This is a genomic window from Kitasatospora sp. NPDC096147 (genome assembly GCF_044763225.1).
Lineage (GTDB): Bacteria > Actinomycetota > Actinomycetes > Streptomycetales > Streptomycetaceae > Kitasatospora.
The window spans coordinates 354,117-380,548 of record NZ_JBIWFX010000006.1 but is presented as its reverse complement, the minus strand read 5'-3'; the positions used below and the strand labels follow the sequence as shown (position 1 = coordinate 380,548).

Here is a 26,432-nt window from a genome sequence, read left to right as displayed (position 1 = left end):
TGACCACGAGTCGGGGGGCTCCGTGCAGCCGGCAAGAAGACATCCGTCCCCGAGACGGGTGCTCGCCACACTGATCATCCTGTTCCTGACCTTCGGCACGGCGGGTACGGCGGCGGCAGCCGTACCCGCCTGGAACCTCGGCAACACCGCGCTGGCCAACGCGTACAACATGAACGGCCAGTCCAGCGGCCCGGTGCGCAACACCGGCCTGGGCAAGTGCATGGACGACTACGCCTTCCAGACCGCCAACGGGGCTCCGGTCGTCAGCTACGACTGCAACGGGAAGACCAACCAGAACTGGACCTTCACCCCGATGGACCGCTGGGGCTACAGCGGTGACCTCGGCTTCCACGGCACCATCTCGCTGGACAACGCACCCGGCAAGTGCCTGGACATCCCGGACCCGACCCAGGACGGGTCGACCATCACCAACGGCACCAAGCTGGAACTCTGGGACTGCAACGGCCGGAAGAACCAGCAGTGGATCGTCCAGTACGCCAGTAACGGCAGCACCCGGATCTACAACGCCGACTACTGGCGCTGCGTCGACGTCAACGGCGGCTCCACCGACAACGGCCTGGTGCTCCAGGTCTGGACCTGCAACGGCAGCCGGGCCCAGTGGTTCGCCCCGCCCGGCGCCCCTCCCGTCCCCACCGGACCGATCGGCAACCCCTCGCTCGCCAAGTGCGTCGACGATCCGGGCGGCAACCTCACCCCCGGCACCAAGGTGCAGAGCTCGCGCTGCACCGGCTCCCCGGACCAGGTCTGGAAGCTGGACCAGGACGGCAGCGTCTCGCACGGGCCGCGCTGCCTCAACGTCGGCGGTGGCACCGGCAGCGGCAGCCAGGTCGACCTCCAGCCGTGCACCGGCGGGCTGAACCAGCAGTGGGTGGTCCGGCTCGACGGCGAGAACCGCACCACCCTGCTCAACCCCGAGTCGGGCCGCTGCCTGGACATCCCCTCCTCCTCGACCGCCGACGGTGCGATCCTGCAGATCTGGACCTGCAACAACACCGCGGCCCAGGTCTGGAACGCACCGAAGTACCCCGGGCGCACGTTCACCGGCCCGGTGGTCGCGCCCCCGGTGGTCTACCCGGCCGGCACCGGTGAGCTCTTCCGCCGCACCGAGGCCATGAAGGACGCGCAGACCAAGCGTGACGCACGGGCCCGGATGGCCGTCGCCCTGCGCGGGGGCGGCTTCCGGATGCGGACCGAGGCCGGCGCCGCGCTCGCCTCGAACGACGCCGACCTGACGGCGACCTGGAACGTCTGGAACGGTGCCTCCTGGTCGAGCGACCCGACCAGCGCCCTGTCGGTGGACGTGGCCGCGGCGAAGATCGCCGACCAGGCCCGCGGCCAGCGGTCGGAGGGCAGGGAGCACTTCCTCGACGGTTTCTCGATGTACGAGAACGAGCCGAGCTTCGACGGCGAGGTGATCGGCTACATGTCCTCGGGCTCGACCTTCTGGCGGGCGGTGGACGCCGTCGCGTTCGACTTCTCCGTCCCGAGGGCCGCCCAGGCGGAGAAGGACCGGGTCACCGCGATCGCCCTGGAGCACAAGGCCAAGGACCCCCAGTGGGGTTCGGTCTGGGACACGTACGCCGACCAGGCCAACCGGGGGTCGGCGGACGACGTCCGTCGCTTCATCCAGTTCAACGGCTACCCGACCACCGCACCGGAGAAGGGCACCCCGGAGTTCCGGATCGAGGTCGAGGCGCTCAAGGCCCGCTGGGCGGGCGGTGATCCGACCAACCCGTTCGACCCGCAGCTGATCTGGCTGGACGTCGAGGAAGCCGCCTGGGCCGAGTACCAGACCGAGCTCAACTCCCAGGCGCCCCAGCGCGCCGCGATCCTCACCGCCGAGACCCGGGCGCTGGAGGCGCTGAAGACCGGTTCGGAGGCGATGAACGACGTGCTCAGCTACGCCTGGTACGCCGACCGGCTGCTCTGGGCGCAGCAGTACCGCGCCAACGGCTGGAACGCCGACGTGGCCCGGATCCCCGGCGACATGGGCCTCATCAAGGCCCGGGTCACCGGGCTCGCCGAGGCGGCCAAGGTCGCCGCCGGCCAGGCCCAGGACGCCGCCGCCCAGGTGCAGACCGCTCAGGACGCCGCCACGGTGACGGCCAGGACGAACGGCACCCCGCAGGGCCGGGGTCTGACGTACGCGCTGCAGTCGGCCCAGGTCACCAAGGCCACCGCCTCGGCGGCGGTCGCGGTCTCCAACGCGATCCAGACCGCCGTCGCGGCCACCAACGCGACGGCCGCCGACAGCGCCACGCTGTTCGCGACCGCCCGGGCCCAGGCCCACGCGGCGCGCGCCCAGTTCCTTCGGGAGCTGGCCCAGGGCGACGCCCGGCTGGCCGCCGAGCTGGCGGCCTCCGCCCAGCAGCGGGCCGACTCCGCCGCTGCCGCCGCACAGCGTGCGGCTGCGGCCAAGGGCCGTGCGCAGCAGGCCGAGAAGGACGCCGGCACCTCGGCAGCGGCAGCTCACCAGAGTGCCCTGACGGCTGCTCAGGAGCGGGCCCGCGCGGGCACCGCCCGGGCCAAGGCGGACGCCGAGCGGGCCAAGGCCGAGCAGGCCGAGGCCAAGGCCCAGCAGTTCGCCGCCACGGCGGTGTCGTTGCGCGACGGTGCCCGGGCCTCGGAGTCCACGGCAGCCGCCCGCAACTCCGATGCCCTGCAGGCCGAGGGCGTCGCCACGGCGGCACGCGACCGGGCGGTCGCCGCCGCCCGGGACCACGACGCGGCCTCGGCCCGGGCCGACGCGGCCGAGGCGGAGGCGGCCAAGGCGGTCGGTACCGCCAACGCGGCAGCGGCACGTGCGGCGGCGGACCGGGCGCGGGCCGACGCGGCCGCGGCCGGCCGGGCCTCGGACGCGGCCGACACCGAAGCCGGCCGGGCCGGCGTCGCGGCCGGCAAGTCCCGCAAGGCCGCCACCGAGGCCGGCGCGGCGGCGGGCCGGGCCAAGGCCGCAGCCGACCGGGCGGACGCCGACACTGCCGCCACCCGCTCGGCGGCTCTGGCCGCCCACGCGGCGGCGGCGGACGCGATCGACGCCTCCGACCAGGCGGCCACCGACGCCCGGACGGCCCAGCTGACGGCCGATCAGGCGGCCACCGCCGCCACCTCCGCCAAGGACCGGGCGGCTGCCGCCCGGACCGAGGCACAGGGCGCGGTCGCCGAGAGCGCGGCCGCGGCCGGCTCGGCCTGGGCCACCAACGAGGCGGCCCAGGAGGCCGCTTCCGCCGCCGCCACCGTGGCGGCTCCGGCCGACGCCGCGATCGACCTCGCGGCGCCGTACGCCAAGAAGGACGCGGCCGCCGGTCTGGCGACCCTGGCCTCCCAGGCCGCGAAGACCACGGCGCAGCAGCAGGCCGCCGTGGCGGCTGCCCGGGCCACCGAGGCGGCGACTGCCGCCCAGACCGCCCAGGCGGCGGCCGACCGCGCCACCGGCGAGGCCAAGCTCGCTGCCGTGGCGGCCGCCGATGCGGCCAAGTCGGCGTCCAAGGCCGCCCGTTCGGCAGCGGACGCGATGGCGTCGGCCGCTGCGGCGGCCACCGACACGGCAGCTGCGGTGCAGGCGTCGGCGCACAGCGACGAGCTGTACCGGCAGGCTCTGGCCGACCGGGCCGCCGCAGGCCGCTCGGCCCAGGACGCCGCGACGGACGCGGCGGCGGCGAACAGCTCCGCGACCTCGGCGGAGACCGACGCGGCCGGTGCCCGGCGGGCGGCCGCCACGGCCGACGCGGCGGCCACCGAGGCCGACCGGGCAGCGGCGGCGGCCGACGCCTCGGCCACCTCGGCCGAGCAGTCCGTGACGCGGACCCAGCAGGCGGCCTCCGACGCCCGGGCTGCCGCCGACCGGGCCGGCTACGAGCAGGCCGGGGCCAAGGGCTGGTGCGCCACCGGCTCCACCACGGTCTGCGCCGACTCCACCAACACCGGGACCGGGGTCGGCACCCCCGGCTCGCGCCCCTGCACCACGGACCGGGAGCAGTACAACTGCGACTTCACGGTGAGCATCAATGCCGACTGGGTGCAGGCGTTCTACCGGGCCTTCCCCAAGGAGCAGTTGGGCGACTGCCGGACCGCCGGCTTCGGCAACGTGGCCTGCCAGCCCGCCATGTTCCTGCAGTCCGCGGTGATCGCGGCGGCCAAGGCCGGCGTCGACCCGAGGATGGTGCTCTCGATCGCCCTGATGGAGAGCCGCAAGGAGCAGGAGTACGTCACCGCGTACGGGGTCGAGGGCTACCTGCTGTACGAGATCGGGGTCGCCTCGGCCTCCGCCCGGGGCCAGTGCCCCGGCCACGGCAGCGACGGCACCTGCAGCCTGGGCATCACCAACATCAAGCCCTCGACCTGGGACGTGCTGGTCAAGGCGTACCCCGGCAAGTTCCGGGCGGACGGCTGGGGGGACCTGGCCTCGCACACCGACCTGGCGATGGAGGCCACCGCCTACTACGTGAAGTACCTGCAGACGGTGGAGCTGCCGAAGGTCCCGGCCGAGAGCCGGCAGTACTACTCGCCCTACCAACTGGTCTACGGCTTCTACAACGGGGGCATCGACGCCAAGAGCGAGTCGTACCGGGCGTTCTACGACAACGTCAGCCCGGACAACCACTACGGGCGCTTCGGCACCCAGGTGAGCGGCACCCTCAACGACTGGGAGACCCAGTTCTGGGGCCGTTCCAAGGACATGGTGTGCGGCACCGGGATCCTGACCTGCACCTTCTCCTGACCCGCCCGCGACCGTCCGACGAGAGAGGAGGACCGCCGTGTTCACGGCCCTTCAAGTGACGTACCTGGCAGCCCCGTTGGCCGCCTGGGCCGCACTGGCCCGGTCCTGGCGGACCGGGGTGCCGGTCGCCGTGGTGCTGCTGGCCTGGGCCGGGGTGGCGGGTGCGCTGCTGCTGGACCTGATCCACCTGCGGGCCGAGGCGGAGGTCTACGTCGCGTACGCCCCGGTCGGCGCGCTGCTGGTGTTCGGCGGGGAGTGGATCGAGCGGCGGCGGCTCGGTGCGCGCCCGAAGGAGGCGTTCGGCCGGGCGGGGGCGGCACGCGCGACGCTGGGCGGCTACCTGGTGCTGTTCGGCCTGTTCGCCGTCCCCGCAGTCGTGGCGTTCCGGCTCTCGCAGCCCTTCTCCGCCCACCCCGGGATGCTTCCGCTGCCCGCCGGGGTGCACGTCACCCGGGACTCCGGCCCCGGCGGGAGCTGTGCCCTGCACGCCTGCCTCCGGGACCTGACGGTCCGTGGCCCGGCCGGCCGGCCGGGCCACGAGACCGCCGAGCTGATCGGCCGGGAGCTGCGCGCCGACGGCTGGCGCTCCGACGGCCACGGCGGCTGGACCCGGCCCAACGGCTGGCTGATCGACGACCGACCGGTCACGATCCACCTGACCCCGAAGGAGGACACCGTCCTGGTGGAGCTGGCAGGCTCCGACGGCTTCGGCTGACCGCACGTCAGGGCCGTGCGGCCCCCGGTCCGATGACCTTCGTCCCTTGCCTCCGACGGGCGTCCGCGCATGCGGACGCCCGTCTGTGGTGCGAATGTATGGTCAATATGACCGGACCCAAGCCGACCTGAACAGGAGCCACCAGGTGGCGCGCAGCGTGTACGTGACCGGGATCGACCGGGGGGACGGCCGCCAGGCGGTCGAACTCGGGGTCATGGAACTGCTCACCCGTCAGGTGGACCGGGTCGGGATCTTCCGCCCGCTGGTCCACCCGAACGCCCCGGGCGAGCCCGGCGCCGACCACGTGGTCGAGCTGCTGCGCGACCGGTACCGGCTGGACCTGCCGACCGCCGAGATGTACGGCCTGACCTACGAGGAGGCCGCCGCGCTGCAGGCCGCCCAGGGGCAGGACGAGCTGGTCTCCACCCTGGTCGAGCGCTTCCACGCGCTGGAGCGCCGCTGCCAGGCGGTCCTGGTGCTGGGCACCGACTTCGCGGACACCAACATCCCGGACGAGCTGGCCTTCAACGCCCGGCTCGCCAACGAGTTCGGCGCCTGGGTGCTGCCCGTGGTCGGCGGCCACGACGAGGACCCGCTGGCCGTGATCGCCGAGGTGCGCAACGCCCACCGGGCCTACCGCGACCTGGGCTGCTCGGTGCTGGCGATGATCGCCAACCGGGTCGCCCCCGGCGCCAAGCAGCAGATCCAGCGGGTACTGGCGGAGAAGCTCTCCATCCCCTCGTACGTGCTCCCCGAGGAGCCCGCGCTGGCCGCCCCGACGGTGGCCCAGCTGGTCGAGGCGACCGGCGCCGAGGTGCTGCTCGGCGACGCCGCCGGGCTGGCCCGGGACGTCCGCGGCTTCGTCTTCGGCGGTGCGATGCTGCCGACCTTCCTGGACGCGCTGACCGACGGGGCCCTGGTGGTCACGCCCGGGGACCGGGCCGATCTGGTGATCGGCTCGCTGGCCGCCCACGCGGCCGGTGCCCCGCCGATCGCCGGCGTGCTGCTGACGCTCGGTCAGCACCCCGGCCCGAACGTGATGGCGCTGGCCGGCCGGCTGGCCCCGGGCACCCCGGTGGCGGTCGTCCCGGAGGGCAGCTGGCTGACCGCCGCCGCCCTCACCCACCTGGAGGGCCGGATCGGCCCGGCCAGCCCGAGGAAGGCCGAGATCGCCCTCGGCCTCTTCGAACTCCACGTGGACACCGCCGAGTTGACCAACCGGATCGAGCTCGGCAAGTCCGAGCGGGTGACCCCGATGATGTTCGAGCACGCGCTGCTGGAGCGGGCCCGTTCGGACCGCCGGCACGTGGTGCTGCCGGAGGGCACCGAGGACCGGGTGCTGCGCGCCGCCGAGGTGCTGCTGCGCCGCAACATCTGCGACCTCACCCTGCTCGGTCCGCCGGACGAGGTGCGCCGCAAGGCCGCCGCGCTCGGCATCGTGGTGCCCGCCGACGACCTGGACCGGGACGGCGCCCGGCTGCGGATCGTCGACCCGGCCACCTCCCCGCTGCGCCAGCAGTTCGCCGAGCTGTACGCCAAGCTGCGCGCGCACAAGGGGATGACCGTCGAGCTGGCCCTGGACGTGGTCACCGACGTCTCCTACTTCGGCACCCTGATGGTCCAGGAGGGCATCGCCGACGGCATGGTCTCCGGCGCGGTGCACTCCACCGCCGCCACCATCCGCCCGGCCTTCGAGGTGATCAAGACCTCGCCCGGCGCCGCGATCGTCTCCTCGGTCTTCTTCATGTGCCTGGCCGACAAGGTGCTGGTCTACGGCGACTGCGCGGTCAACCCCGACCCGGACGCCCAGCAGCTGGCCGACATCGCCATCCAGTCGGCCGCCACGGCCGCCCAGTTCGGCGTCGAGCCCCGGGTCGCGATGCTCTCCTACTCCACCGGCACCTCCGGCTCCGGCGTGGACGTGGACAAGGTCCGCAAGGCCACCGAGCTGGTCCGCGCGCTGCGTCCGGACATCCTGGTCGAGGGCCCGATCCAGTACGACGCGGCGGTGGACCCGAACGTGGCGGCGACCAAGCTGCCCGGCTCGGAGGTGGCCGGCCGGGCCACCGTGCTGGTCTTCCCCGACCTCAACACCGGCAACAACACCTACAAGGCCGTGCAGCGCTCGGCCGGCGCCGTGGCCGTCGGCCCGGTGCTCCAGGGCCTGCGCAAGCCCGTCAACGACCTGTCCCGGGGGGCGCTGGTCCAGGACATCGTGAACACCGTCGCCATCACCGCCATCCAGGCGCAGAGCCAAGGAGCCGCCTCGTGACCGGAGCCACCCGGGTACTCGTCCTCAACGCCGGGTCCTCCTCGGTCAAGTACCAGCTGATCGACATGGTGGACGGCTCCCGGCTGGCCTCCGGCCTGGTCGAGCGGATCGGCGAGAGCGGCGGCCGGCTGGTGCACTCCCCGCAGGGCAGGGAGAAGCGCGAGACCTCCGCGCTGTTCGCCGACCACGCCGCCGCGCTCAAGGCGGTGGCCGAGGAGCTGACCGCCGACGGCCTGGGCCTGGACTCCCCCGAGCTGGCCGCGATCGGCCACCGGGTGGTGCACGGCGGGCTGAGGTTCACCGCGCCGACCCTGGTCACCGAGGAGGTGCTGACCGAGATCCGCCGGCTGATCCCGGTCGCCCCGCTGCACAACCCGGCCAACATCACCGGCATCGAGGTGGCCCGGGCCCTGCGCCCCGACCTGCCGCAGGTCGCGGTCTTCGACACCGCCTTCCACGCCACCATGCCGGAGTACGCGGCCCGCTACGCGATCGACCGGAAGACCGCCGACGAGCACCGGGTGCGCCGCTACGGCTTCCACGGCACCTCGCACCAGTACGTCTCCCGGGCCACCGCCCGGCTGCTCGGCAAGGACCCGGCCGAGGTGAACGTGATCGTGCTGCACCTGGGCAACGGCGGCTCGGTCTCGGCCGTGGCCGGCGGGGTCTGCGTGGACACCTCGATGGGCCTCACTCCGCTGGAAGGGCTGGTGATGGGCACTCGTTCGGGTGACATCGACCCCGGCGTGGTCTTCCACCTGCACCGGGTCGGCGGCCTGAGCATCGATCAGATCGACGAGCTGCTCAACCGCCGCTCCGGCCTGCTCGGCCTGTGCGGCGACAACGACATGCGCGAGGTGATGCGCCGGGCCGAGGCCGGCGACGCCGAGGCGAAGCTGGCCTTCGACGCCTACGTGCACCGGCTGCGCAAGTACCTGGGCGGCTACTACGCGGTGCTGGGCCGGGTGGACGCCGTGGCCTTCACCGCCGGGGTGGGCGAGAACGCGGCCCCCGTCCGGGCCGCCGCCTGCGCCGGGCTGGAGGAGCTGGGCATCGCGGTGGACCCGGAGCTGAACGCGGTCCGCTCCGGCGAGGCCCGGGTGATCTCGCCCGAGTACTCCCGGGTCACGGTGGCGGTGGTGCCGACCGACGAGGAGCTGGAGATCGCGCGCCAGTCCTTCGCTCTGGTACACCAAACCTGACGGACCATCAGCGTCCCACCCCTCGGGACAGTTCGTTGACGATTCCTCAGCTTTCGGGCCGAACGCACCGATAACACGAACGGATAGACTGACCGATATGCGCCGAGCGAAAATTGTCTGCACCCTGGGTCCGGCCACGGACTCCTACGAACAGCTGAAGGCCATCGTCGAAGCGGGCATGAACGTCGCCCGACTGAACATGAGCCACGGCTCCCACGCCGAGCACGAGGAGCGGTACCGCAAGGTCCGCCAGGTGTCCCAGGACACCGGCCGCACCATCGGCATCCTCGCCGACCTCCAGGGCCCGAAGATCCGTCTGGCGACCTTCGCCAACGGCCCGGTCACGGTCGACAACGGTGACGAGTTCACCATCACCACCGAGGACGTGCCGGGCGACCAGCACATCTGCGGCACCACCTACAAGGGCCTGCCCGGCGACGTGAAGCCCGGCGACCCGGTCCTGATCAACGACGGCGTCATCGCCCTGGAGGTCGTCAGCGTCGACGGCCCCCGCGTGAAGACCGTGGTCGTCGAGGGCGGCGTGCTCTCGAACAACAAGGGCATCAACCTCCCCGGTGCGGCGGTCAACGTGCCGGCCCTGTCCGAGAAGGACAAGGACGACCTGCGCTTCGCCTTGGAGCTCGGCGTCGACATGGTCGCGCTGTCCTTCGTGCGGAACGCGGCCGACATCGACGACGTGCACAAGGTCATGGACGAGGTCGGCATTCGTGTGCCGGTCATCGCCAAGATCGAGAAGCCGCAGGCGGTCGAGGCGATGGAGGAGATCGTCCTCGCCTTCGACGCCATCATGGTGGCCCGCGGCGACCTGGCGGTCGAGTACCCGCTGGAGAAGGTGCCGCTGGTCCAGAAGCAGCTGATCACCCTGGCCCGCCGCAACGCCAAGCCGGTCATCGTCGCCACCCAGATGATGGAGTCGATGATCCACGCCTCGCGGCCCACCCGCGCCGAGGTCTCGGACGTCGCCAACGCCATCCTGGACGGCGCGGACGCGATCATGCTCTCCGCCGAGTCCAGCGTCGGCAAGTACCCGGTCGAGACGGTCAAGACCATGAGCCGGATCGCCGAGACGGCCGAGGAGGAGTTGCTCGCGCAGGGCCTCCAGCCGCTCAACCCGGGCCGCAAGCCGCGCACCCAGGGCGGCTCGATCGCCCGCGCCGCCTGCGAGCTCGGCGACTTCCTGAACGCCAAGGCGCTGGTCGCGTTCACCAAGTCCGGTGACACCGCGCGCCGGCTGTCCCGCTACCGCTCGCCGATCCCGGTGATCGCCTTCACTCCGGACGCCGCCACCCGCGCCCAGCTCTCGCTGAGCTGGGGCGTCGAGGCGTACGTCACCGAGCAGGTGGAGACCACCGACGCGATGGTGGCCCAGGTCGACCAGGAGCTGCTGGCCCTCAGCCGACTGAACGAGGGCGACACCGTCATCGTCACCGCCGGCTCCCCGCCCGGCATCCCCGGCAACACCAACATGGTCCAGGTGCACCACCTGGGCACCCGCGCCTGACCCTCGCGCGGAACGCGGACGGGCCGTCACCTCCCTCGGAGGTGACGGCCCGTCCTCGCGTGCGGCGCCCGGTACGGCGTCCGGTCTAGTACGGCGTCTGGTCGTTGTAGAGCCGCATGCCGGGGATCTTCAGGGTGCCGCCGAACTGCCCGGCCTGCACGGCCTTGGCGTCCTTCAGCTTGAGGTCCAGCGGGATCGGGACGGTGCTCAGCATGTCCCAGAGCCAGCGCGGCAGGGTGTCCGGGGTGAGGGTGATCTCGCCCAGGTCGATCGGGATCGGCAGGCCGATCACCTCGGTGAGGTGGCCGGACAGGCTCTCCACGTACATGGTGACCGGGCCCTGACGCATGGTCGAGGTGGTCCCCGGGCCGCCCTTCACGTGGAAGGTGTAGCCCGGCACCTGGATCGTCGACATGTCGAGGTTCTCGATGTCCACGCTCGCGGTGGTGAACTTCAGCACCCGCTTGGTGGTGGTCGGGGTCCGGACGTCGTAGACGCCGTTGAAGACCGAGCCGTGCAGCGCCAGCAGGGTGGACCGCAGGGTCCAGTTCTGCTCCGGCACCACGTGGCCCGGGCCGGCGGCGGCGGCCTTCATCGAGCGGGTGTCGAGCTGGCAGTTCGGGTCGCCGGACGAGCCGGGCACCGGGGTCGGCTTGCCGCTCGGCTTGCCCTGCTCGGCCTTGGCCGACGGGCTCGCCGAGGGCTTGGCGGCCTCGCCCGTCCCGGCCTTCGCGGACGGCTGCGCCGCGCTCGGGCTCTGCGGAGCGGCGCCCGTCGGGGCGGCACTCGGGCTCTCGGCGGTGCGCGGCTTCGGCGCGGCCGGGCTGCTCGGCGCGGCCGGCGTCGGCTCGCCCGGGGTGGCCGCCGGGGTCGGCGTCACCAGGGCGGGCTTCGGCGGCTGCGCCGGCGTGGCCGACGCACCGGGCTTCGGCGGTACGAAGACGCCCACCAGGTCGTCGATCAGGCCGGCCGGGGAGACCCTCGCCGGTCCGCTGCCGAGCGCCACCGCATTGCTGACGGTCCGTCCGGCGCCGGTCAGGCTCGCGGCGGTCGGCGAGGCCGACGGGGTGGACGGCGCGGACGTGGACGGCGCGGAGGCGGACGGCTCGCCGGCGGGCGCCGACGGGGTGGCGGACGGCACCGTGCCGGGCAGGCCCGGACCGGGGAGCGGGGTCAACTCGCTCTTCGGGACCGGGATCTCCTCCAGGATGGTGTCCGGCGCGGTGGCCGCGCCACAGGTCTTCGGCTCGGCCTGCGCGAGGGTCGGGATCGCCCCCATCAGCAGTGCGGTCGGCACGGCGGCCAGCGCGAACGCCCGCCCGCGCAGCCGTCCGGCGCGGCGCGGCGCGGCGTGTCGCGGGCCGGGCCGCTGCTCGACTCCGTCGGTCACCGCTGCTCCCCCTGCTCGGTCGGCGCGGCCTGCTCCTCGGCGGTGCGCTGCGCGGGGAGCGCCTCGGTCGGCGCGGCCGTCTGCTCGGCGACGGGCTGCCCTGCGGCGGCCTGCCCGGCTGCGGCCTGCTGCTCGGTGAACTCGGCCCCGGCGAGCGGCGGTTCGACCGGCAGCGGCGCCCAGGAGACGAGCAGGCCACCGGCGATCAGGCCGGTGATCAGGCCGAGTCCGAAGCCGCCCAGGTTGGAGATCGGGATCGACAGCAGGGCCAGGATGGTGGTGGCGACCCCGGCGAACACCCGGACCACCGGCTGGAACCATCCGGTGAGGCCGAGCAGGATCATCAGCAGACCGATGATCATCGAACCGGCGCCGGCCGTGGTGGCCATCTGCACGGTCATGCCGCTGAGGTTGAGGCTGTGGTACGGCAGGTAGAGGATCGGCACACCGGCGAGCATGGCCAGCAGGCCGCCCCAGAAGGGCCTGGAGCGGCGCCAGTTGCGGAACCCGGTCCGTGCACGGTTGAACGGGCTCCCGGCCTCGGGCCAGGACTGGGCAGTTGCGCTGGACACGATGCAACTCCTCGACGGGATCTACGAGGTGGGCGGAGCGAGATGGTGCGGCCGGGGCCGGCCGAGGCCGGCCCCGGCCAGAGGGACCACGACGGTGCGGGTCCGACCGGTCCGACTACTGCTTGGCAGCGTTCGGGTCGAGCACGGAACCGGCCTTCGGCTCCTCGTAGAAGCACTCCTTGCCCTTGCCGTTGCTGCCCAGGTACAGGTCCAGCGACAGGCCGCGGAGGTTGAAGGTGCCCGCCGAGGTGGCGTAGGCGGTCTGCTTGACGTCGGTCAGCGTCGCGCTCTTGGCCGCCTGCGAGAAGCCGATGGCCCCGCTGGGCTTGCCGGTGCCGAGAGCGCTCTTCCAGCCGTCGGTCGCCTTGCCGTCGAGGGTCGAGGCGTCCTGGCCGATGTTGATGCTCTTGAACTCCGCGTCACCACGCAGGCTGTCCAGGTCGATCAGCAGGTTCTCGGCGGTGACCTGCTTCTTCGGGTCGTCGCTCTTGCCCGCCTCCAGACGCATGGTCACCTCCGGCAGCTTGAGACCGAGCAGGCTGGGGGTGGTGACGACCGACTGGCACATGCCCTTGAGGGTGGCCGTGTCGAAGGCCGAGATGGCGACCGGGTGGATCTGGCCGTTGACCTCGGCGTCGAACGAACCGAACTGGGCGAACTTCTCACCCGTCAGCTGCTCAACGGTGACCTTGAAGCGCTGGCCGGAGACCGCGAAAGAGGCGGCCAGGGCGCTGTTCGCGATGCCCACGCCGATCGCGGCGGTGGCGGCGATGCTGGGGACCATCACGAGCGCGAAGCGCTTCCAGCGGGTCTTGCCGAAAGTCTGGGACATGCGTGTCCTCCTTCTGGGACGCACATCTCCTGGTCCTCGCACCGGATCACGCGGGCCCGGTGCCGACCTGGGATGGGAGAGAACTGCGTCCTCGGTAGCGGCGACAACCAACGACCGCACGGATGTACGGCCGAAGAAGGACAGGAACCGCGGTTGGGATCTGCGGATACCCCCCTGCCCTCCGACCGCCGGTGGGGCCGGCGGCGGCCCGGCGGGGACCTCTGGAGAGAGGACCGGGCGTCGCCGATCGTGCTTGAATCCCCGGCGAAGTACAAGAGGTGCGTTACTGACGGGTAATCCAACATCGGAGCCCGTTGATCATGGAATCCAAGGCGCCATCACCGAGAGTCACCATCGGACGCGCGAGCCGGGTCGATACACAGCGGAAACGCGGACGAAACACCCCCCACCGTCACCTGGGGTGACGAGTGGGGGGTGTGGTCAAGATTTGATAAACGCCTGCGGATTCCTGCGCAATGTCGCCAAATCTCCGACGGCACCGCAGGTCACACGCCGTGCCAGGGTCGTGCTCAGAAGAGCACCCGGGCCAGCGCGGTCCGCGCCTTGACGACCCGCTCGTCCTCGGCGCCGATCACCTCGAACAGCTCCAGCAGCCGGAGCCGGGCGGCGTCCCGGTCCTCGCCGAAGGTGCGGCCCACGGTGTCCACCAGTCGGCCGAAGGCGTCCTCGACGTGTCCGCCGACCAGGTCCAGATCGGCCGCGTCCAGCTGGGCCGCCACGTCCTTGGGGCCGGCGGCGGCGGCCGAGCGGACCGCCTGCGGGTCCAACTTCTCGACCCGGTGCAGGAGTTCGGCCTGAGCCAGGCCGAGCTTGGCCTCGGTGTTCCCCGGCTGGTCGGTCAGCACGTTCTTGTACGCCTGGATCGCACCGCCCAGGTCGCCCCGGTCCAGCGCGTCGTGCGCGGCGGTCAGCGCCGGGTCCTCCGGACGGGCCGGCGCGACGGGAGCGCCGCCCTCGGTGGTGACCGCACCGCCGACGATGCCGAAGCGCTGCTCGGCGACGGCGATCAGCTGGTCCAGCACCTTGCGGACGTTGGCCTCGTTCTCCGCGCCCTGGAAGAGCGGGACGAGCTGGCCGGCCACCACGGCCATCACGGCCGGGATGCCCTGGATGCCGAACTGCTGGGCGATCAGCTGGTTGGCATCGACGTCGATCTTGGCGAGCACGATCCGGCCGGCGTACTCCTCGGCCAGCCGCTCCAGGATCGGGCTGAGCTGCTTGCAGGGCCCGCACCACTCGGCCCAGAAGTCCACCACGACCGGGACCTCGGCGGAGCGCTGCACCACCTCGGCCTCGAAGGTGTCCTCGCTGACGTCGATCACCAGCGGGTAGGCGGCGGTGGCGGTGGCGTCCGCACCACCATCGGCCGCCTGACGGGCCCGCTCGGCCCTGGCCTGCTCGGCCTTCTGCGCGGCCTCACCGGCCGCCTTCACTGCGGCGAGGTCGACCGCACCGCGCAAGGAGGAGCTGTTGAGACGCGAATTCCGTGGCTGCATGGCACCATCCTCCCCCGTCCGCACCCCTGACGTGTGCCAACCGCCGGGAAAAGCCCGCTGCGACCACCGGTCACCCGGCTCCGGCCGGGCGGTCCCCCCGGCGTCGGCGGGAGTCGCCTCCCGACGTAGTCGAAGGAGGCCGGCGCGGATCCCCACCCGCGCCCCGCGTCCGCCCGATCCCTGGGCCGGACGCGTGGTTGTCGCCCTATTCGCTACGAGTCGTAGCGTATCTGCTCCGAGGGCCGGTGCCGCAAGCCCCACCGGGCCGGTGGGGACGTGAGCTGCCCCACTTTCCGGTGGTCCCCGGCTGCCGCTGCCCGCCGTCTGTCGCTACCGTGTGCAGGCCAAGTTACTTGCAGGTAAATCGTAGGAGGCTCGGTGGCCCCCACCACCCGGCAATCCGCCCCCGAGCCGGACGCCGCCCACCCGCGCGGCAAGGGGCGGCCACGCAGCGCCGCCGCCGACACCGCCATCCTGGACGCGACCCGGGCCGCCCTGGCCGAGCTCGGCTGGGGCGGGCTCACCATGGGCCACGTCGCGGCCCGGGCCGGCGTCGCCAAGACCACCCTCTACCGCCGCTGGCCGTCCAAGAACGAACTGGTGGTCGACGCCGTCGCCAGCCTCTTCGACGACCTGGAGGTGGCCGACCTCGGCAGCCTGCGGGCCGACATCGAGGCCGTGGTGTTCCGCTTCGCCGAGCTGCTCGCCCGCCCGGAGACCCAGGCCGCCCTGCTCGCCCTGTTCGCCGAGGGCACCCGGGACCCGCTGCTGCGGCGGCGGATCCGCGAGCGGATCGTCGACCCGCAGAAGCACCTCGTCCAGCAGGGCCGGCTCAACGCCCAGCGCCGCGGCGAGCTCGGCCCGGACCTGGACGAGGCCACCGCCTGCGAGGAGATCGCCATCATCTTCGACACCATCGCGGGCACCGTCGAGCACCGCATGCTGGTCAGCGGCGAGCCCGTCACCCCGGACTGGATCCACCGCTTCACCACCCTGCTGCTCAACCCCCTCCCGGGCCTGTCGGCCGCCCTCGGCACCGCGTAGCCGGGCAGGGCGGGAGGCTCGGGCGACGGCGAGCGGGGCGGGCCGGGTGCCGCGCGCGGGGCCCCGGATGACGGGGGATCCGACCCTTGACCTCAAGTCGGCTTCAACTCCTAGCCTTCCTGACAGGTGATCAGTTCCCCGGAGGGAGAGGCCCCGTGGGCGTCAAGGAGTACGACGAGCAGGCGTTGGCCGCGCAGCCGATCGGCTGGTGGAGCACCGAGACCAGCCGGCTGGTTGCTGGCGGCGCTCCGCGCCACGCTGGCGGAGGACCGGCTCACCCAGCCGCACTGGTGGGTGCTCAACCAGCTGGCCGCCGCGCCCGGTCAGTGGACCAGGACGGGCGTCGCGGAGCGGCTGGCCCGCTTCGCGGACCCCGGCACCGACTTCGGACCGGTCTTCGACGACCTCGCCGCCCGGGGGTGGCTGACCGAGCCGGACGGCGCCCTCGGCCTGACCGGGGCGGGTGAGGCGCAGCGGCTGCGCACCCGGGAACGGATGGCCGCCACCACCCGGCGGATGCACGCCGGCATCGAACCGGCCGAGTACGCCGCGGCGCTGAACGTGCTGCGCCGGATCATCGACAACCTCGGCGGCGACAGCGACCTGCCGTGACCGGGCGGCACGGACGGCACGGACGGCACGAACAGGACGGACAGCACGAACAGGACGGACAGCACGGACGGGCCCCCGGAGGTGCTCCGGGGGCCCGTCCGACGATCCGTCAGAAGCGGGCGGTCTCCTGGTAGACGCCCCACTCGCCGCGCAGCGCGTTGCAGATCTCGCCGAGGGTGGCCTCGGCCCGGACGGCGTCGAGCATCGGCGGGATCATGTTCTCGCCGGAGCGGGCGGCGGCCAGCATGGCGTCCAGCCCGGCCCGGACGGCGGCCTCGTCGCGGGCGGCCTTCCGGGCGCCGAGCACCCGGACCTGCTCGCGCTCGACCTCGTGGCTGACCCGGAGGATCTCCAGCTCGGGGGTGACGCTGCGCGGGTGGCAGTTGACGCCCACCACGCGCTTGTCGCCCTTCTCCAGCGACTGCTGGTACTGGAAGGCGGCCTCGGCGATCTCGCCGGTGAACCAGCCGTCCTCGATGCCGCGCAGGATGCCGGAGGTGATCGGCCCGATCGGGTGGTCCTCCCGGCCCTTGTCCAGGATGCGCTGGAAGATCTCCTCCGCCTGCGCCTCGATCCGGTCGGTCAGCGCCTCCACGTACCAGGAACCGCCCAGCGGGTCCGCCACGTTGGCGACGCCGGTCTCCTCCATCAGCACCTGCTGGGTGCGCAGCGCGATCTCGGCGGCCTGCTCGCTGGGCAGCGCCAGCGTCTCGTCCAGCGCGTTGGTGTGCAGCGACTGGGTGCCGCCGAGCACGGCGGAGAGCGCCTCGACGGCGGTGCGCACCACGTTGTTGTAGGGCTGCTGGGCGGTCAGCGAGACGCCCGCGGTCTGGGTGTGGAAGCGCAGCCACTGCGCCTTCTCGGTCCTGGCGCCGTAGCGCTCGCGCATCCAGCGGGCCCAGATCCGGCGCGCGGCGCGGAACTTGGCGATCTCCTCGAAGAAGTCCAGGTGCGCGTCGAAGAAGAACGACAGGCCGGGGGCGAAGACGTCCACGTCCAGGCCCCGGGAGAGGCCGAGCTCGACGTAGCCGAAGCCGTCGGCCAGGGTGTAGGCGAGCTCCTGGGCGGCCGTCGCCCCGGCCTCGCGGATGTGGTACCCGGAGACCGAGAGCGGCTTGTACGCGGGGATCCCGGCCGCGCAGTACTCCATCAGGTCGCCGATCAGGCGCAGGTGCGGCTCGGGGGCGAAGAGCCACTCCTTCTGGGCGATGTACTCCTTGAAGATGTCGGTCTGCAGGGTGCCGTTGAGCACCGAGGGGTCGACGCCCTGCCGCTCGGCGGCCACCAGGTACATGCAGAAGACCGGGACGGCCGGGCCGCTGATGGTCATCGAGGTGGTGACGTCACCGAGCGGGATGGAGTCGAACAGCACCTCCATGTCGGCCGCCGAGTCGATCGCCACGCCGCAGTGGCCGACCTCGCCGAGCGACTTGGCGTCGTCGGAGTCGTAGCCCATCAGGGTCGGCATGTCGAAGGCGACCGAGAGGCCGCCGCCGCCGGAGTCCAGGATCATCCGGTAGCGCTCGTTGGTCTGCTGCGCGTTCCCGAAGCCGGCGAACTGACGGATCGTCCAGGTCCGGCCCCGGTAGCCGGTGGCGTGCAGGCCCCGGGTGTAGGGGTACTCGCCCGGCCAGCCGATCCGCTCGAAGCCCTCGACGGGCTGGCCGGGGGCCGGGCCGTAGACCGGCTCGACCTGGTCACCGCTCAGGGTGGTGAAGTCCGCGTCCCGCTTGCGGGCCTTGTCGTAGCGCTGCTGCCAGCGCTGCCGGCCTGCCTCGATGTCCTCGGCGTCCACGTCCGGACTCCACTCAACTCACGGCCGCCGCCTTTGTGGGGCACGGCACAGCTTCGGCTTGTCCCGTCAATTTACTCGGACGTCCTAGTAAATGTCGATGGGTGCCGGTGAGCGGGGTCGGGGTGTGTCGGGTCGCCCCGACGGGGCGTCAGGCGCGGGCGGGCTCGGCGTCCGCGACCAGCGGGGCGAGCTCGCGGGAGACCTTGCGCTCGACGAAGAACGCCGCGGTGGGGATGGTGCCGGCCACCAGCACCCAGGCCAGCTTGCCCATCGGCCACTTGGCCTTGGAGCCCAGGTCGAAGGCGAACACCAGGTAGACCACGTAGAGCCACCCGTGGGCGAGGCTGACCACCTTGGTGAACGAGGCCGCGCCGTCGATGTCCAGCGCGTACTTCCCGATCATGCCGAAGGTCAGCAGGATCAGGAGGACACCGGTGACGTAGGCCAGCGCCCGGTAGCGGGTCAGCACACTCTGCTTCATGGCAACGAGGGTAACCGCCCTTACGGACCCGCCCGGCCCGAGGTCCGGCGGCGGCCCCTACTCGTGGAAGTCGCCGGCCGCCACCCGCAGCGGCAGCAGCACCTCGAAGATCCGCCGGCACTGCTCCTCGCTGTAGCCCTCCAGGCCGAAGTCCATCGCCATCAGCTCCCGGGTGGCCTGCTCGACCACCTCGCGGCCCCGGTCGGTGATCGAGGCCAGCACACCGCGCCCGTCCAGCGGATTGGGACGGCGGGCCACCAGCCCGGCCCGCTCCAGCCGGTCCACGGTGTTGGTCACGCTGGTCGGGTGGACCATCAGCCGCTCACCGATCTTGGAGAGCGAGAGCTCGCCGGTCCGGCTGAAGGTGAGCAGCACCAGCGCCTCGTAGCGGGCGAAGGTCAGCCCGTACGGCTTGACCACCGCGTCCACCCGGCCGAGCAGGATCTGGTGGGCGCGCATCACCGAGGTGATGGCCGGCATCGCGGGCGCACTGCCCCAGCGGTCGGTCCAGTGCGCGTCGGCGCGGGCGATCGGATCGAAGTCGAGAGCTAGCGGCTTGGGCACCGCACCACCGTACCCGGGCGTCCTTTCACGGGTAGCGGGTGTCCACGATGGTGGACAAGGGGGCCGCCCTGGCGGGACCCCGCCAGCGGCGAGCCGGAGCCGCCACCGAGCGTGGACTGATCCGGCACGCTGTGCAACTGCCCCATACGGTAAGGGAGTTGCCGATTCCGATGGTTCGCCGACGGATCACGTCGCGGCTCTGCCCGGCAGTGCGACCGATCCGTCCGCCGATGTCCGCTCCGTCCCGCGCCGGGATCAGGCCACCGGACCGCGGGAGCCACTTGGCGGGACCCGGCCAACCCTCGGCGAAGACCTGTCATTTCACCTGATGGATTGTCATGCTTCTGGCCATCCCGCTCGGCCCGGCCACCCCACCCTCTCGGCCGGCGCCACCTGCGACCGCGACCCGCGGTCGGCCCCCACGGAAGGAACCCGTACGTGAAGCGAATGCTGACGGTCGGCGCCGCTCTCTCCGCCACCGCGATCCTCGCCAGCGCCATCCAGGTCAGTGCCGTCGCCCAGGCCGCGCCGGCCGCGGTGAGCAGCAAGGCGGGCACCCTCCAGTCCGCCGAGCTCAAGGCGGTGGCCCAGTCGTACGCCCCCGTCGTGGCCAAGGCACTCGGCCTCGGTTCCTCCGAGGCACTGGTCGCCAAGGACGCGGTGCTGGAGCGCGACGGCTCCAAGCACCTGCGGTTCGACCGGACCTACGGCGGCCTCAAGGTGCACGGCGGCGACCTGGTCGCCCACCTGGACGCCCGGGGCAAGGTCGTCTCGGTGGACAAGGCGGCCGAGGCCGCCATCACCCTGCCCAGCCTGACCCCGGCCGTGGCCGCCGACAGCGCCGCCAAGCAGGCCAAGGGCGCCGTCCAGGCCACCGTCGGCCAGACCATCGACAAGGACGAGGCCCCGCTCCAGCAGATCACCGGTGCCTCCGCCGCGAAGCTGGTCGTCTGGGCCGTCTCCGGCACCCCGCGGCTGGCCTACGAGACCGTGGTCGAGGGCGTCCGCGAGGGCGGCGTCCCGTCCGCCCAGCTGCTGGTCACCGACGCCGCCAGCGGCGAGGTGCTCTCCACCCACGAGCAGTACCAGGCCTCGGTCGCCACCGGCTCGGGCAAGGGCGTGCACGTCGGCAGCGTCACCCTGACCACCAACTACACCGGCTCGCTGTACGAGCTGCGGGACACCACCCGGGGCAACACCCGGACCGTGACCCTGGCCGGCGGCACCTCGGGCAACGGCACCCTGATGACCGACGCGGACAACGTCTGGGGCAACGGCCTGGCCTCCAACGTCCAGTCCGCCGGCGTGGACGCCCAGTACGGCGCGGTGGCCACCTGGGACTACTACAAGAACTCCTTCAACCGCCTCGGCATCCGCAACGACAACGTCGGCGCGGTCAGCCGGGTGCACTACGGCGCCAACTACGTCAACGCGTTCTGGAGCGACAGCTGCTTCTGCATGACCTACGGCGACGGCCAGGGCAACAACAAGCCGCTGACCGCGATCGACGTCTCCGGCCACGAGATGACCCACGGCGTCACCGCCAACACGGCCGGCCTGATCTACTCCGGCGAGTCCGGCGGCCTCAACGAGGCCACCTCGGACATCTTCGGCACCATGGTCGAGTGGAGCGCCAACCTCCCCGCCGACCCGGGTGACTACCTGATCGGCGAGAAGATCAACATCAACGGGAACGGCACGCCGCTCCGCTACATGGACAAGCCCTCCAAGGACGGCGCCTCCAAGGACACCTGGTACTCGGGCGTCGGCAACGTCGACGTCCACTACTCCTCCGGCGTCGCCAACCACTTCTTCTTCCTGCTGGCCGAGGGCAGCGGCGCCAAGGTGATCAACGGCGTCAGCTACAACAGCCCGACCTCCAACGGCTCCACCATCGTCGGCATCGGCCGGACCAAGGCCGCCGCGATCTGGTACAAGGCGCTGACCGCCTACATGACCTCCACCACCAACTACAAGGCCGCCCGGACCGCGACGCTGAACGCGGCCTCCTCGCTCTACGGCGGCACCGCCAGCACCGAGTACAAGACCGTCGCCGCCGCCTGGTCGGCGGTGGGCGTCAACTGACACCCCCTCAGCGGAAGGCCGGCTCCCCCTCGGGGAGCCGGCCTTCCGACTTTTAGCAGGTACACGGACAAGCGACAAGGCGCCGGGCTGGCGGAGTCCCGCCACCGGAAATCCTGGTACGGACCAGCGCTCCGACTACCCGCAACACTCCGGCAACAGGCCGATTGGTCTGGACAGTTGACGGTTTTCCACTGCCGTTCAGCCGCCGTTCGGATCGAAACTCCGCTCCACTGACCCGAATTGACCGACATGTCCGTCATATCGGGGCGTCGATCCGGCCGTCACGGAGCGTACGGAGATGGCGGGAGCTGGCCAACTCTCGACCGAGACCTGTCATTTCACCACCTGCATTAGTCATGCTTCTCGCCAGCCCCGTACGGCACGGCCGCCCCACCAACACCGGCCGTGCCGCGTGACCGCACGGAGCAGCACGTCAGCACCCACTCCGCCCCACAGGCCGCCAACCCCGGCGCCCCGGAGCGAGGTGCGACCGCGCACACGCGGTTGGAACTTCGGAAGGAACCCGCACATGAAGCGCACGCTGACTGTCGGAGCAGCCCTCTCGGCCACGGTGATCCTCGCCAGTGCCATCCAGGTCAGCGCCGTCGCGCAGGCCGCCCCCGTCCCGGCGAGCAGCAAGGGCTCCGCCGCGCTCCAGCGCGCCGAGCTCAAGTCCCTCGCCCAGGCGTCCGCCCCGGCCGTGGCCGCCGCGCTCGGCCTGGGCAAGGACGAGGCCCTGGTCGCCAAGGACGCCGTGGTGGACGCCGGCGGCGCCCGGCACCTGCGCTTCGAGCGCACCTTCGCCGGCCTCGCCGTGCTCGGTGGCGACCTGGTCGCCCACCTCGACGCCCGGGGCAGGGTCGTCTCGGTCGACAAGGCCACCGACGCCGCCATCGCGCTGCCCAGCACCACCCCGTCCGTGCCGGCCGACAGCGCCGCCCGGCAGGCCAAGGGTGCGGTGCAGTCCACCGTCGGCCTGACCGTGGACAAGGACGAGGCCCCGATCAAGGAGGTCACCGGCTCCTCCGCGCCGAAGCTGGTGGTCTGGGCGACCTCGGGCACCCCGCGGCTGGCCTACGAGACCGTGGTGCAGGGCGTCCGCGAGGGCGACATCCCGTCCGCCCAGAAGCTGGTCACCGACGCCGCCACCGGCGAGGTGCTCTCGACCCACGAGCAGTACCTGGCCGCCGCCGCCAGCGGCACCGGCAAGGGCGTCTTCGTCGGCTCGGTCAAGCTGACCACCAACTCCTCCGGCTCGACCTACCAGTTGAAGGACCCGAGCCGGGGCAACATGTACACCACCACGCTCGCGGGCAAGACCTCGGGCAACGGCACCCTGCTGACCGACGCGGACAACGCCTGGGGCACCGGCCTGGCCTCCAACGCGCAGTCCGCCGCCGTGGACGCCCAGTACGGCGCCGCGGCCACCTGGGACTACTACAAGAACGCCTTCGGTCGCAGCGGCATCCGCAACGACGGCGTCGGCGCGTACAGCCGGGTGCACTACGGCAAGAACTACGTCAACGCGTTCTGGAGCGACGACTGCTTCTGCATGACGTACGGCGACGGCGCCTCCAACACCCACCCGCTCACCGAGCTGGACGTGGCCGGCCACGAGATGACCCACGGCGTCACCTCCAACACCGCGGGCCTCAACTACGAGGGCGAGTCCGGCGGTCTGAACGAGGCCACTTCGGACATCTTCGGCACCATGGTCGAGTTCTCCGCCAACCTGGCGTCCGACAAGGGCGACTACCTGATCGGCGAGCTGATCAACATCAACGGGAACGGCACGCCGCTCCGCTACATGGACAAGCCCTCCAAGGACGGCGCCTCCAAGGACTACTGGTCCTCGACCATCGGCAACGTGGACGTGCACTACTCCTCGGGCCCGGCCAACCACTTCTTCTACCTGCTGGCCGAGGGCAGCGGCGCCAAGACCGTCAACGGCGTCAGCTACAACAGCCCGACCTCCAACGGCTCCACCCTGACCGGCATCGGCCGGGACAAGGCGGCGGCCATCTGGTACCGCGCGCTGACCGTGTACTGGACCTCCACCACCAACTACAAGGGCGCCCGCACCGGCACCCTGAACGCGGCCAAGGACCTGTACGGCGCGACCAGCGCCGAGTACAAGGCCGTGGCCGCCGCCTGGTCCGGGGTGAACGTCAACTGACGTCCCGTCACCACGGCTGAATCCCGCCGACGCGCGAAGGCCCGGTCCCTCCGGAGGGGAGGACCGGGCCTTCGCGGCGCTGCGGACGGCCGTCAGGCGGCGGCGGGCTGCCCGCCGGCCGGGTACTCGCCGCGCTCCTCCTTGGCCAGCATCCGCTCGGCCGCGAAGCCGCCGAAGGGCAGCACCGAGAGCACGAAGAGCACGATGCCGCGCTTGGCGTCCCAGCGCTGCTTCTGCCAGGCCAACGCCAGGAAGACCACGTAGAGCACGAACAGCGCGCCGTGCACCGCGCCCATGAAGGGCACCGCGTTGAAGTCGGTGGTGCGCTTCAGCACCGAGCAGATCAGCAGCAGGATGAAGGACAGCCCCTCGGGGGCCGAGACCAGGCGCAGGCGGTGGACGGCGCTGCTCTTCACGGTGGGTACCTCACAACGGGGAGTCGGCACGCTTGTGAAGCGGAGCACAAGCGGGGGCTCTGACATTATTACCCGCCCTTTGCCCGGGGCCGGACGGCGGGGTCCCCGTGTACCGGATTCGTACCAGTGGGGTGACGGCCCTCCCCCGGCGCGAACCGGACCGCTATCTTCAGCGCGTGGCACAGTTTCGACTTCAGGGCTCCAAGGTGCTCGCCGTCGACCTGGCGGGCGATTCGGTCAAGGCCCGCAACGGTTGCATGGTCGCGTACACCGGGCAGATGAACTTCAAGAAGCTCAGTGGTGGTGGGGACGGCCTGCGCGGCATGGTCACCCGCCGGCTGACGGGCGAGCAGATGCAGGTCATGGAGGTGAAGGGGCAGGGCACCTGCTACTTCGCCGACCGGGCCACCGAGGTGAACCTCGTCCGGCTGAACGGCGAGACCCTCTACGTGGAGGCCGACAACCTGCTCTGCACCGAGGCCTCGCTGAGCACCGGCACCAGCTTCACCGGGCTGAACGGGATGGCCTCCGGGACCGGCCTGTTCACCACCAAGGTGGAGGGCCACGGCTGGGCGGCGCTCACCTCCAAGGGACCGGCCGTCATCCTGCGGGTCTCCCAGGGCCTGCCGCTGCGGGTCGACCCGGGCGCGTACGTCGCGCACACCGGGAACCTCAACCGGGCGCTCAAGTCCGGTGGCGGCTGGACCGCCAACCTGATCGGCGAGGGCGGCGGCGAGGCCGTGCAGGTCGAGTTCAACGGCGAGGGCCTGGTCTACGTCCAGCCCTCCGAGCGGCTCACCGTGGGGGGCGACGTCTGATGCCGTTCACCAAGGTCAACTCCAAGCTGATCGAGGCCAAGCTCCTCCCCGGCCAGCGCATCCTGAGCCAGCGCGGCTCGATGATCGCCTACACCGGCGAGGTCTCCTTCACGCCCAACGTGATGGGCGGTCAGGGCGGCGTGATGGGCATGATCGGGCGCCGGGTGGCCAACGAGGACACCCCGCTGATGAACGTCGAGGGCCAGGGCAGCGTGCTCTTCGGCCACGGCGGGCACCACATCCAGATCATCGAACTCACTGGTGACACCCTGCTGGTGGAGGCCGACCGGCTGCTCGCCTTCGACGGCTCGCTCCAGCAGTCCACCGTCTTCCTCGGCTCGCAGGGCGGCGTGATGGGCATGGTGCGCGGCCAGGTGTCCGGCCAGGGCCTGTTCACCACCCAGCTCAGCGGCCAGGGTTCGGTCGCGGTGATGGCGCACGGCGGCTTCGTCGAGCTGCCGATCCAGCCGGGCCAGCCGGTGCACGTGGACCCGCAGGCCTACGTCGCGCACCGGGGCCAGGTGCAGAACAAGCTGTCCACCTCGCTGGGGTGGCGCGACATGGTGGGCCGGGGCTCCGGCGAGGCGTTCCAGCTGGAGCTGTCCGGCCACGGCGTGGTGTACGTCCAGGCGAGCGAGGAGAAGCTCTGATGTCCTACCCGCCGCAGCAGCCGTACCCCCCGCAGCAGCCCTACGGCCAGCAGCCGGGCTACCCGCAGCAGCAGCCGTACGGCCAGCAGCCCGGGTACCCCCAGCAGCAGCCCGGCTACCCGCCGCCGCCCCCGCAGGGCTACCCGGCCCAGGCGCCCACCCAGCACATGCCGGCGCCCGGCCAGGGCATGCCGGAGCCGCCGCCGGTGCACGACGTGCACAGCCTGCCGGTGAACGACAACGTCAACCCGTACTGCTTCTCGGTCGAGCTGAACGGCCCGTACTACCTGCAGAAGGGGAAGATGATCGCCTACTACGGCGACGTCCGCTTCTCGGGCATCGGCCACGGCTCGATCGACCGCGCGCTCGGCCGGAACTTCAACTCCCCGCTGCACGCCTCCGACTGGGTGGTGGCCGAGGGCCGGGGCAAGCTGCTGCTCGCCGACCGCGCCTTCGACCTCAACTCCTACGACCTGGAGGACGGGAACCTGACGGTCCGTTCGGGGAACCTGCTGGCCTTCGAGCCGACCCTCCAGCTCAAGCAGTCGATCATCCCGGGCTTCCTCACCCTGATCGGCACCGGCAAGTTCGTCGCCGCCTCCAACGGCCCGGTGCACTTCGTCGAGCCGCCGATCAAGGTCGACCCGCAGGCACTGGTCGGCTGGGCCGACTGCCCGGCTCCGTGTCACCACTACGACCACGGCTACATGAGCGGCCTGCTCGGCGGGCTGCGCCAGCTGACCGGCATCGGCGGCGCCTCCGGCGAGGAGCACCAGTTCGAGTTCATCGGGGCCGGCACGGTGCTGATCCAGTCCAGCGAGGTGCTGATGGCCGAGCGCTCGGTCGGCGTGGTGCACGCGGAGGCGGGCGTGCCCGGCGGCGGGTACGGTGTGCCGGGCCAGGGTCACGGCGGGCAGCAGCTGCCCAACGTGAACGTGCCGGGGCTGGGGAACCTGGGCGACCTGGGACGGCGTTTCGGACTCTAGGGCCCGCCGTATGATTGTAGAACTTTGAACAATCTCGCTATG

General features: G+C 71.9%; 20 protein-coding genes. 12 read left to right on the top strand and 8 right to left on the bottom strand.

Annotated features, from left to right (window positions below):
• The first annotated feature begins 58 nt into the window (after positions 1-58).
• The 5 genes from ACIRBX_RS21920 (at position 59) to pyk (ending at position 10,452) form a co-directional block, all read left to right on the top strand.
• Positions 59-4,741: an RICIN domain-containing protein gene (locus ACIRBX_RS21920; RefSeq protein ID WP_402298730.1), complete on the top strand. Its 4,683-nt coding sequence runs from the start codon at positions 59-61 to the stop codon at positions 4,739-4,741.
• Between the two features lie 37 nt (positions 4,742-4,778).
• The gene (locus ACIRBX_RS21915; RefSeq protein WP_402298729.1) at positions 4,779-5,456 is read left to right on the top strand and encodes a hypothetical protein; all 678 of its coding nucleotides are present in this window, start codon (positions 4,779-4,781) and stop codon (positions 5,454-5,456) included.
• A gap of 145 nt (positions 5,457-5,601) precedes the next feature.
• Complete coding sequence (gene pta / locus ACIRBX_RS21910; protein ID WP_402298728.1) at positions 5,602-7,728, top strand: phosphate acetyltransferase; 2,127 nt, start codon at positions 5,602-5,604, stop codon at positions 7,726-7,728.
• A complete protein-coding gene (locus ACIRBX_RS21905; protein ID WP_402298727.1) occupies positions 7,725-8,930 on the top strand; it encodes an acetate kinase in 1,206 nt (401 codons plus the stop codon). The genes pta and ACIRBX_RS21905 overlap by 4 nt, the downstream gene beginning before the upstream one ends.
• Before the next feature lie 97 nt (positions 8,931-9,027).
• Positions 9,028-10,452 (top strand): pyruvate kinase, encoded by a 1,425-nt coding sequence (gene pyk, locus ACIRBX_RS21900; protein WP_402298726.1) that lies wholly within the window; start codon positions 9,028-9,030, stop codon positions 10,450-10,452.
• A gap of 85 nt (positions 10,453-10,537) precedes the next feature.
• Here the strand turns inward: pyk and ACIRBX_RS21895 are convergent, their stop codons facing one another.
• From ACIRBX_RS21895 to trxA, 4 genes are all read right to left on the bottom strand, one after another.
• Positions 10,538-11,842, bottom strand: a complete 1,305-nt coding sequence (locus ACIRBX_RS21895) for a hypothetical protein (RefSeq protein ID WP_402298725.1) — start codon at positions 11,840-11,842, stop codon at positions 10,538-10,540.
• Complete coding sequence (locus tag ACIRBX_RS21890) at positions 11,839-12,414, bottom strand: DUF6114 domain-containing protein (protein WP_402298724.1); 576 nt, start codon at positions 12,412-12,414, stop codon at positions 11,839-11,841. Before ACIRBX_RS21890 ends, ACIRBX_RS21895 begins: the two co-directional genes overlap by 4 nt.
• A 115-nt stretch (positions 12,415-12,529) precedes the next feature.
• Positions 12,530-13,246 carry a DUF6230 family protein gene (locus ACIRBX_RS21885; RefSeq protein ID WP_402298723.1) on the bottom strand — a complete coding sequence of 239 codons (717 nt, stop codon included), beginning with the start codon at positions 13,244-13,246 and terminating at the stop codon, positions 12,530-12,532.
• 530 nt (positions 13,247-13,776) lie between these two features.
• Positions 13,777-14,763, bottom strand: coding sequence for a thioredoxin (trxA, locus tag ACIRBX_RS21880; protein WP_402298722.1), 987 nt, complete (start codon positions 14,761-14,763; stop codon positions 13,777-13,779).
• Positions 14,764-15,141: 378 nt separating this feature from the next.
• On the opposite strand from trxA, the gene ACIRBX_RS21875 reads away from it, so the two are divergent.
• Both ACIRBX_RS21875 and ACIRBX_RS21870 read left to right on the top strand, forming a co-directional pair.
• The gene (locus ACIRBX_RS21875) at positions 15,142-15,807 is read left to right on the top strand and encodes a TetR/AcrR family transcriptional regulator (RefSeq protein WP_402298721.1); all 666 of its coding nucleotides are present in this window, start codon (positions 15,142-15,144) and stop codon (positions 15,805-15,807) included.
• A gap of 234 nt (positions 15,808-16,041) precedes the next feature.
• Positions 16,042-16,419, top strand: coding sequence for a MarR family transcriptional regulator (locus ACIRBX_RS21870; protein ID WP_402298720.1), 378 nt, complete (start codon positions 16,042-16,044; stop codon positions 16,417-16,419).
• A gap of 109 nt (positions 16,420-16,528) precedes the next feature.
• Here ACIRBX_RS21870 and ACIRBX_RS21865 read toward each other — a convergent pair whose 3' ends face one another.
• The 3 genes from ACIRBX_RS21865 to ACIRBX_RS21855 form a co-directional block, all read right to left on the bottom strand.
• A complete protein-coding gene (locus tag ACIRBX_RS21865) occupies positions 16,529-18,214 on the bottom strand; it encodes a methylmalonyl-CoA mutase (RefSeq protein ID WP_402298719.1) in 1,686 nt (561 codons plus the stop codon).
• Between the two features lie 148 nt (positions 18,215-18,362).
• Positions 18,363-18,695 (bottom strand): DUF3817 domain-containing protein, encoded by a 333-nt coding sequence (locus ACIRBX_RS21860; protein ID WP_402298718.1) that lies wholly within the window; start codon positions 18,693-18,695, stop codon positions 18,363-18,365.
• A 57-nt stretch (positions 18,696-18,752) separates the two neighbouring features.
• Positions 18,753-19,259: a MarR family transcriptional regulator gene (locus tag ACIRBX_RS21855; RefSeq protein WP_402298717.1), complete on the bottom strand. Its 507-nt coding sequence runs from the start codon at positions 19,257-19,259 to the stop codon at positions 18,753-18,755.
• Between the two features lie 447 nt (positions 19,260-19,706).
• Between ACIRBX_RS21855 and ACIRBX_RS21850 the strand changes: the two genes are divergently transcribed.
• Both ACIRBX_RS21850 and ACIRBX_RS21845 read left to right on the top strand, forming a co-directional pair.
• The gene (locus ACIRBX_RS21850; RefSeq protein ID WP_402298803.1) at positions 19,707-21,344 is read left to right on the top strand and encodes a M4 family metallopeptidase; all 1,638 of its coding nucleotides are present in this window, start codon (positions 19,707-19,709) and stop codon (positions 21,342-21,344) included.
• Between the two features lie 529 nt (positions 21,345-21,873).
• Positions 21,874-23,520 (top strand): M4 family metallopeptidase, encoded by a 1,647-nt coding sequence (locus ACIRBX_RS21845; RefSeq protein WP_402298716.1) that lies wholly within the window; start codon positions 21,874-21,876, stop codon positions 23,518-23,520.
• Positions 23,521-23,612: 92 nt separating this feature from the next.
• Here the strand turns inward: ACIRBX_RS21845 and ACIRBX_RS21840 are convergent, their stop codons facing one another.
• Entirely contained in the window at positions 23,613-23,936 is a 324-nt protein-coding gene (locus ACIRBX_RS21840) for a DUF3817 domain-containing protein (protein ID WP_402298715.1), read from the bottom strand.
• 176 nt (positions 23,937-24,112) lie between these two features.
• On the opposite strand from ACIRBX_RS21840, the gene ACIRBX_RS21835 reads away from it, so the two are divergent.
• From ACIRBX_RS21835 to ACIRBX_RS21825, 3 genes are all read left to right on the top strand, one after another.
• A complete protein-coding gene (locus ACIRBX_RS21835) occupies positions 24,113-24,754 on the top strand; it encodes an AIM24 family protein (RefSeq protein WP_402298714.1) in 642 nt (213 codons plus the stop codon).
• On the top strand, positions 24,754-25,404 hold the full coding sequence (locus ACIRBX_RS21830) for an AIM24 family protein (RefSeq protein WP_402298713.1): 651 nt from the start codon (positions 24,754-24,756) through the stop codon (positions 25,402-25,404). The genes ACIRBX_RS21835 and ACIRBX_RS21830 overlap by 1 nt, the downstream gene beginning before the upstream one ends.
• Before the next feature lie 188 nt (positions 25,405-25,592).
• Positions 25,593-26,390 (top strand): AIM24 family protein, encoded by a 798-nt coding sequence (locus tag ACIRBX_RS21825; protein WP_402298802.1) that lies wholly within the window; start codon positions 25,593-25,595, stop codon positions 26,388-26,390.
• The last annotated feature ends 42 nt before the right edge of the window (positions 26,391-26,432 follow it).

Coding starts and splice junctions, on each gene's coding strand:
- pyk (WP_402298726.1), top strand. CDS start 9,028: ATGCGCCGAGCGAAAATTGTCTGCACCCTGGGTCCGGCCACGGACTCC.
- ACIRBX_RS21885 (WP_402298723.1), bottom strand. CDS start 13,246: ATGTCCCAGACTTTCGGCAAGACCCGCTGGAAGCGCTTCGCGCTCGTG.
- trxA (WP_402298722.1), bottom strand. CDS start 14,763: ATGCAGCCACGGAATTCGCGTCTCAACAGCTCCTCCTTGCGCGGTGCG.
- ACIRBX_RS21860 (WP_402298718.1), bottom strand. CDS start 18,695: ATGAAGCAGAGTGTGCTGACCCGCTACCGGGCGCTGGCCTACGTCACC.
- ACIRBX_RS21850 (WP_402298803.1), top strand. CDS start 19,707: ATGCTGACGGTCGGCGCCGCTCTCTCCGCCACCGCGATCCTCGCCAGC.
- ACIRBX_RS21845 (WP_402298716.1), top strand. CDS start 21,874: ATGAAGCGCACGCTGACTGTCGGAGCAGCCCTCTCGGCCACGGTGATC.
- ACIRBX_RS21830 (WP_402298713.1), top strand. CDS start 24,754: ATGCCGTTCACCAAGGTCAACTCCAAGCTGATCGAGGCCAAGCTCCTC.
- ACIRBX_RS21825 (WP_402298802.1), top strand. CDS start 25,593: ATGCCGGAGCCGCCGCCGGTGCACGACGTGCACAGCCTGCCGGTGAAC.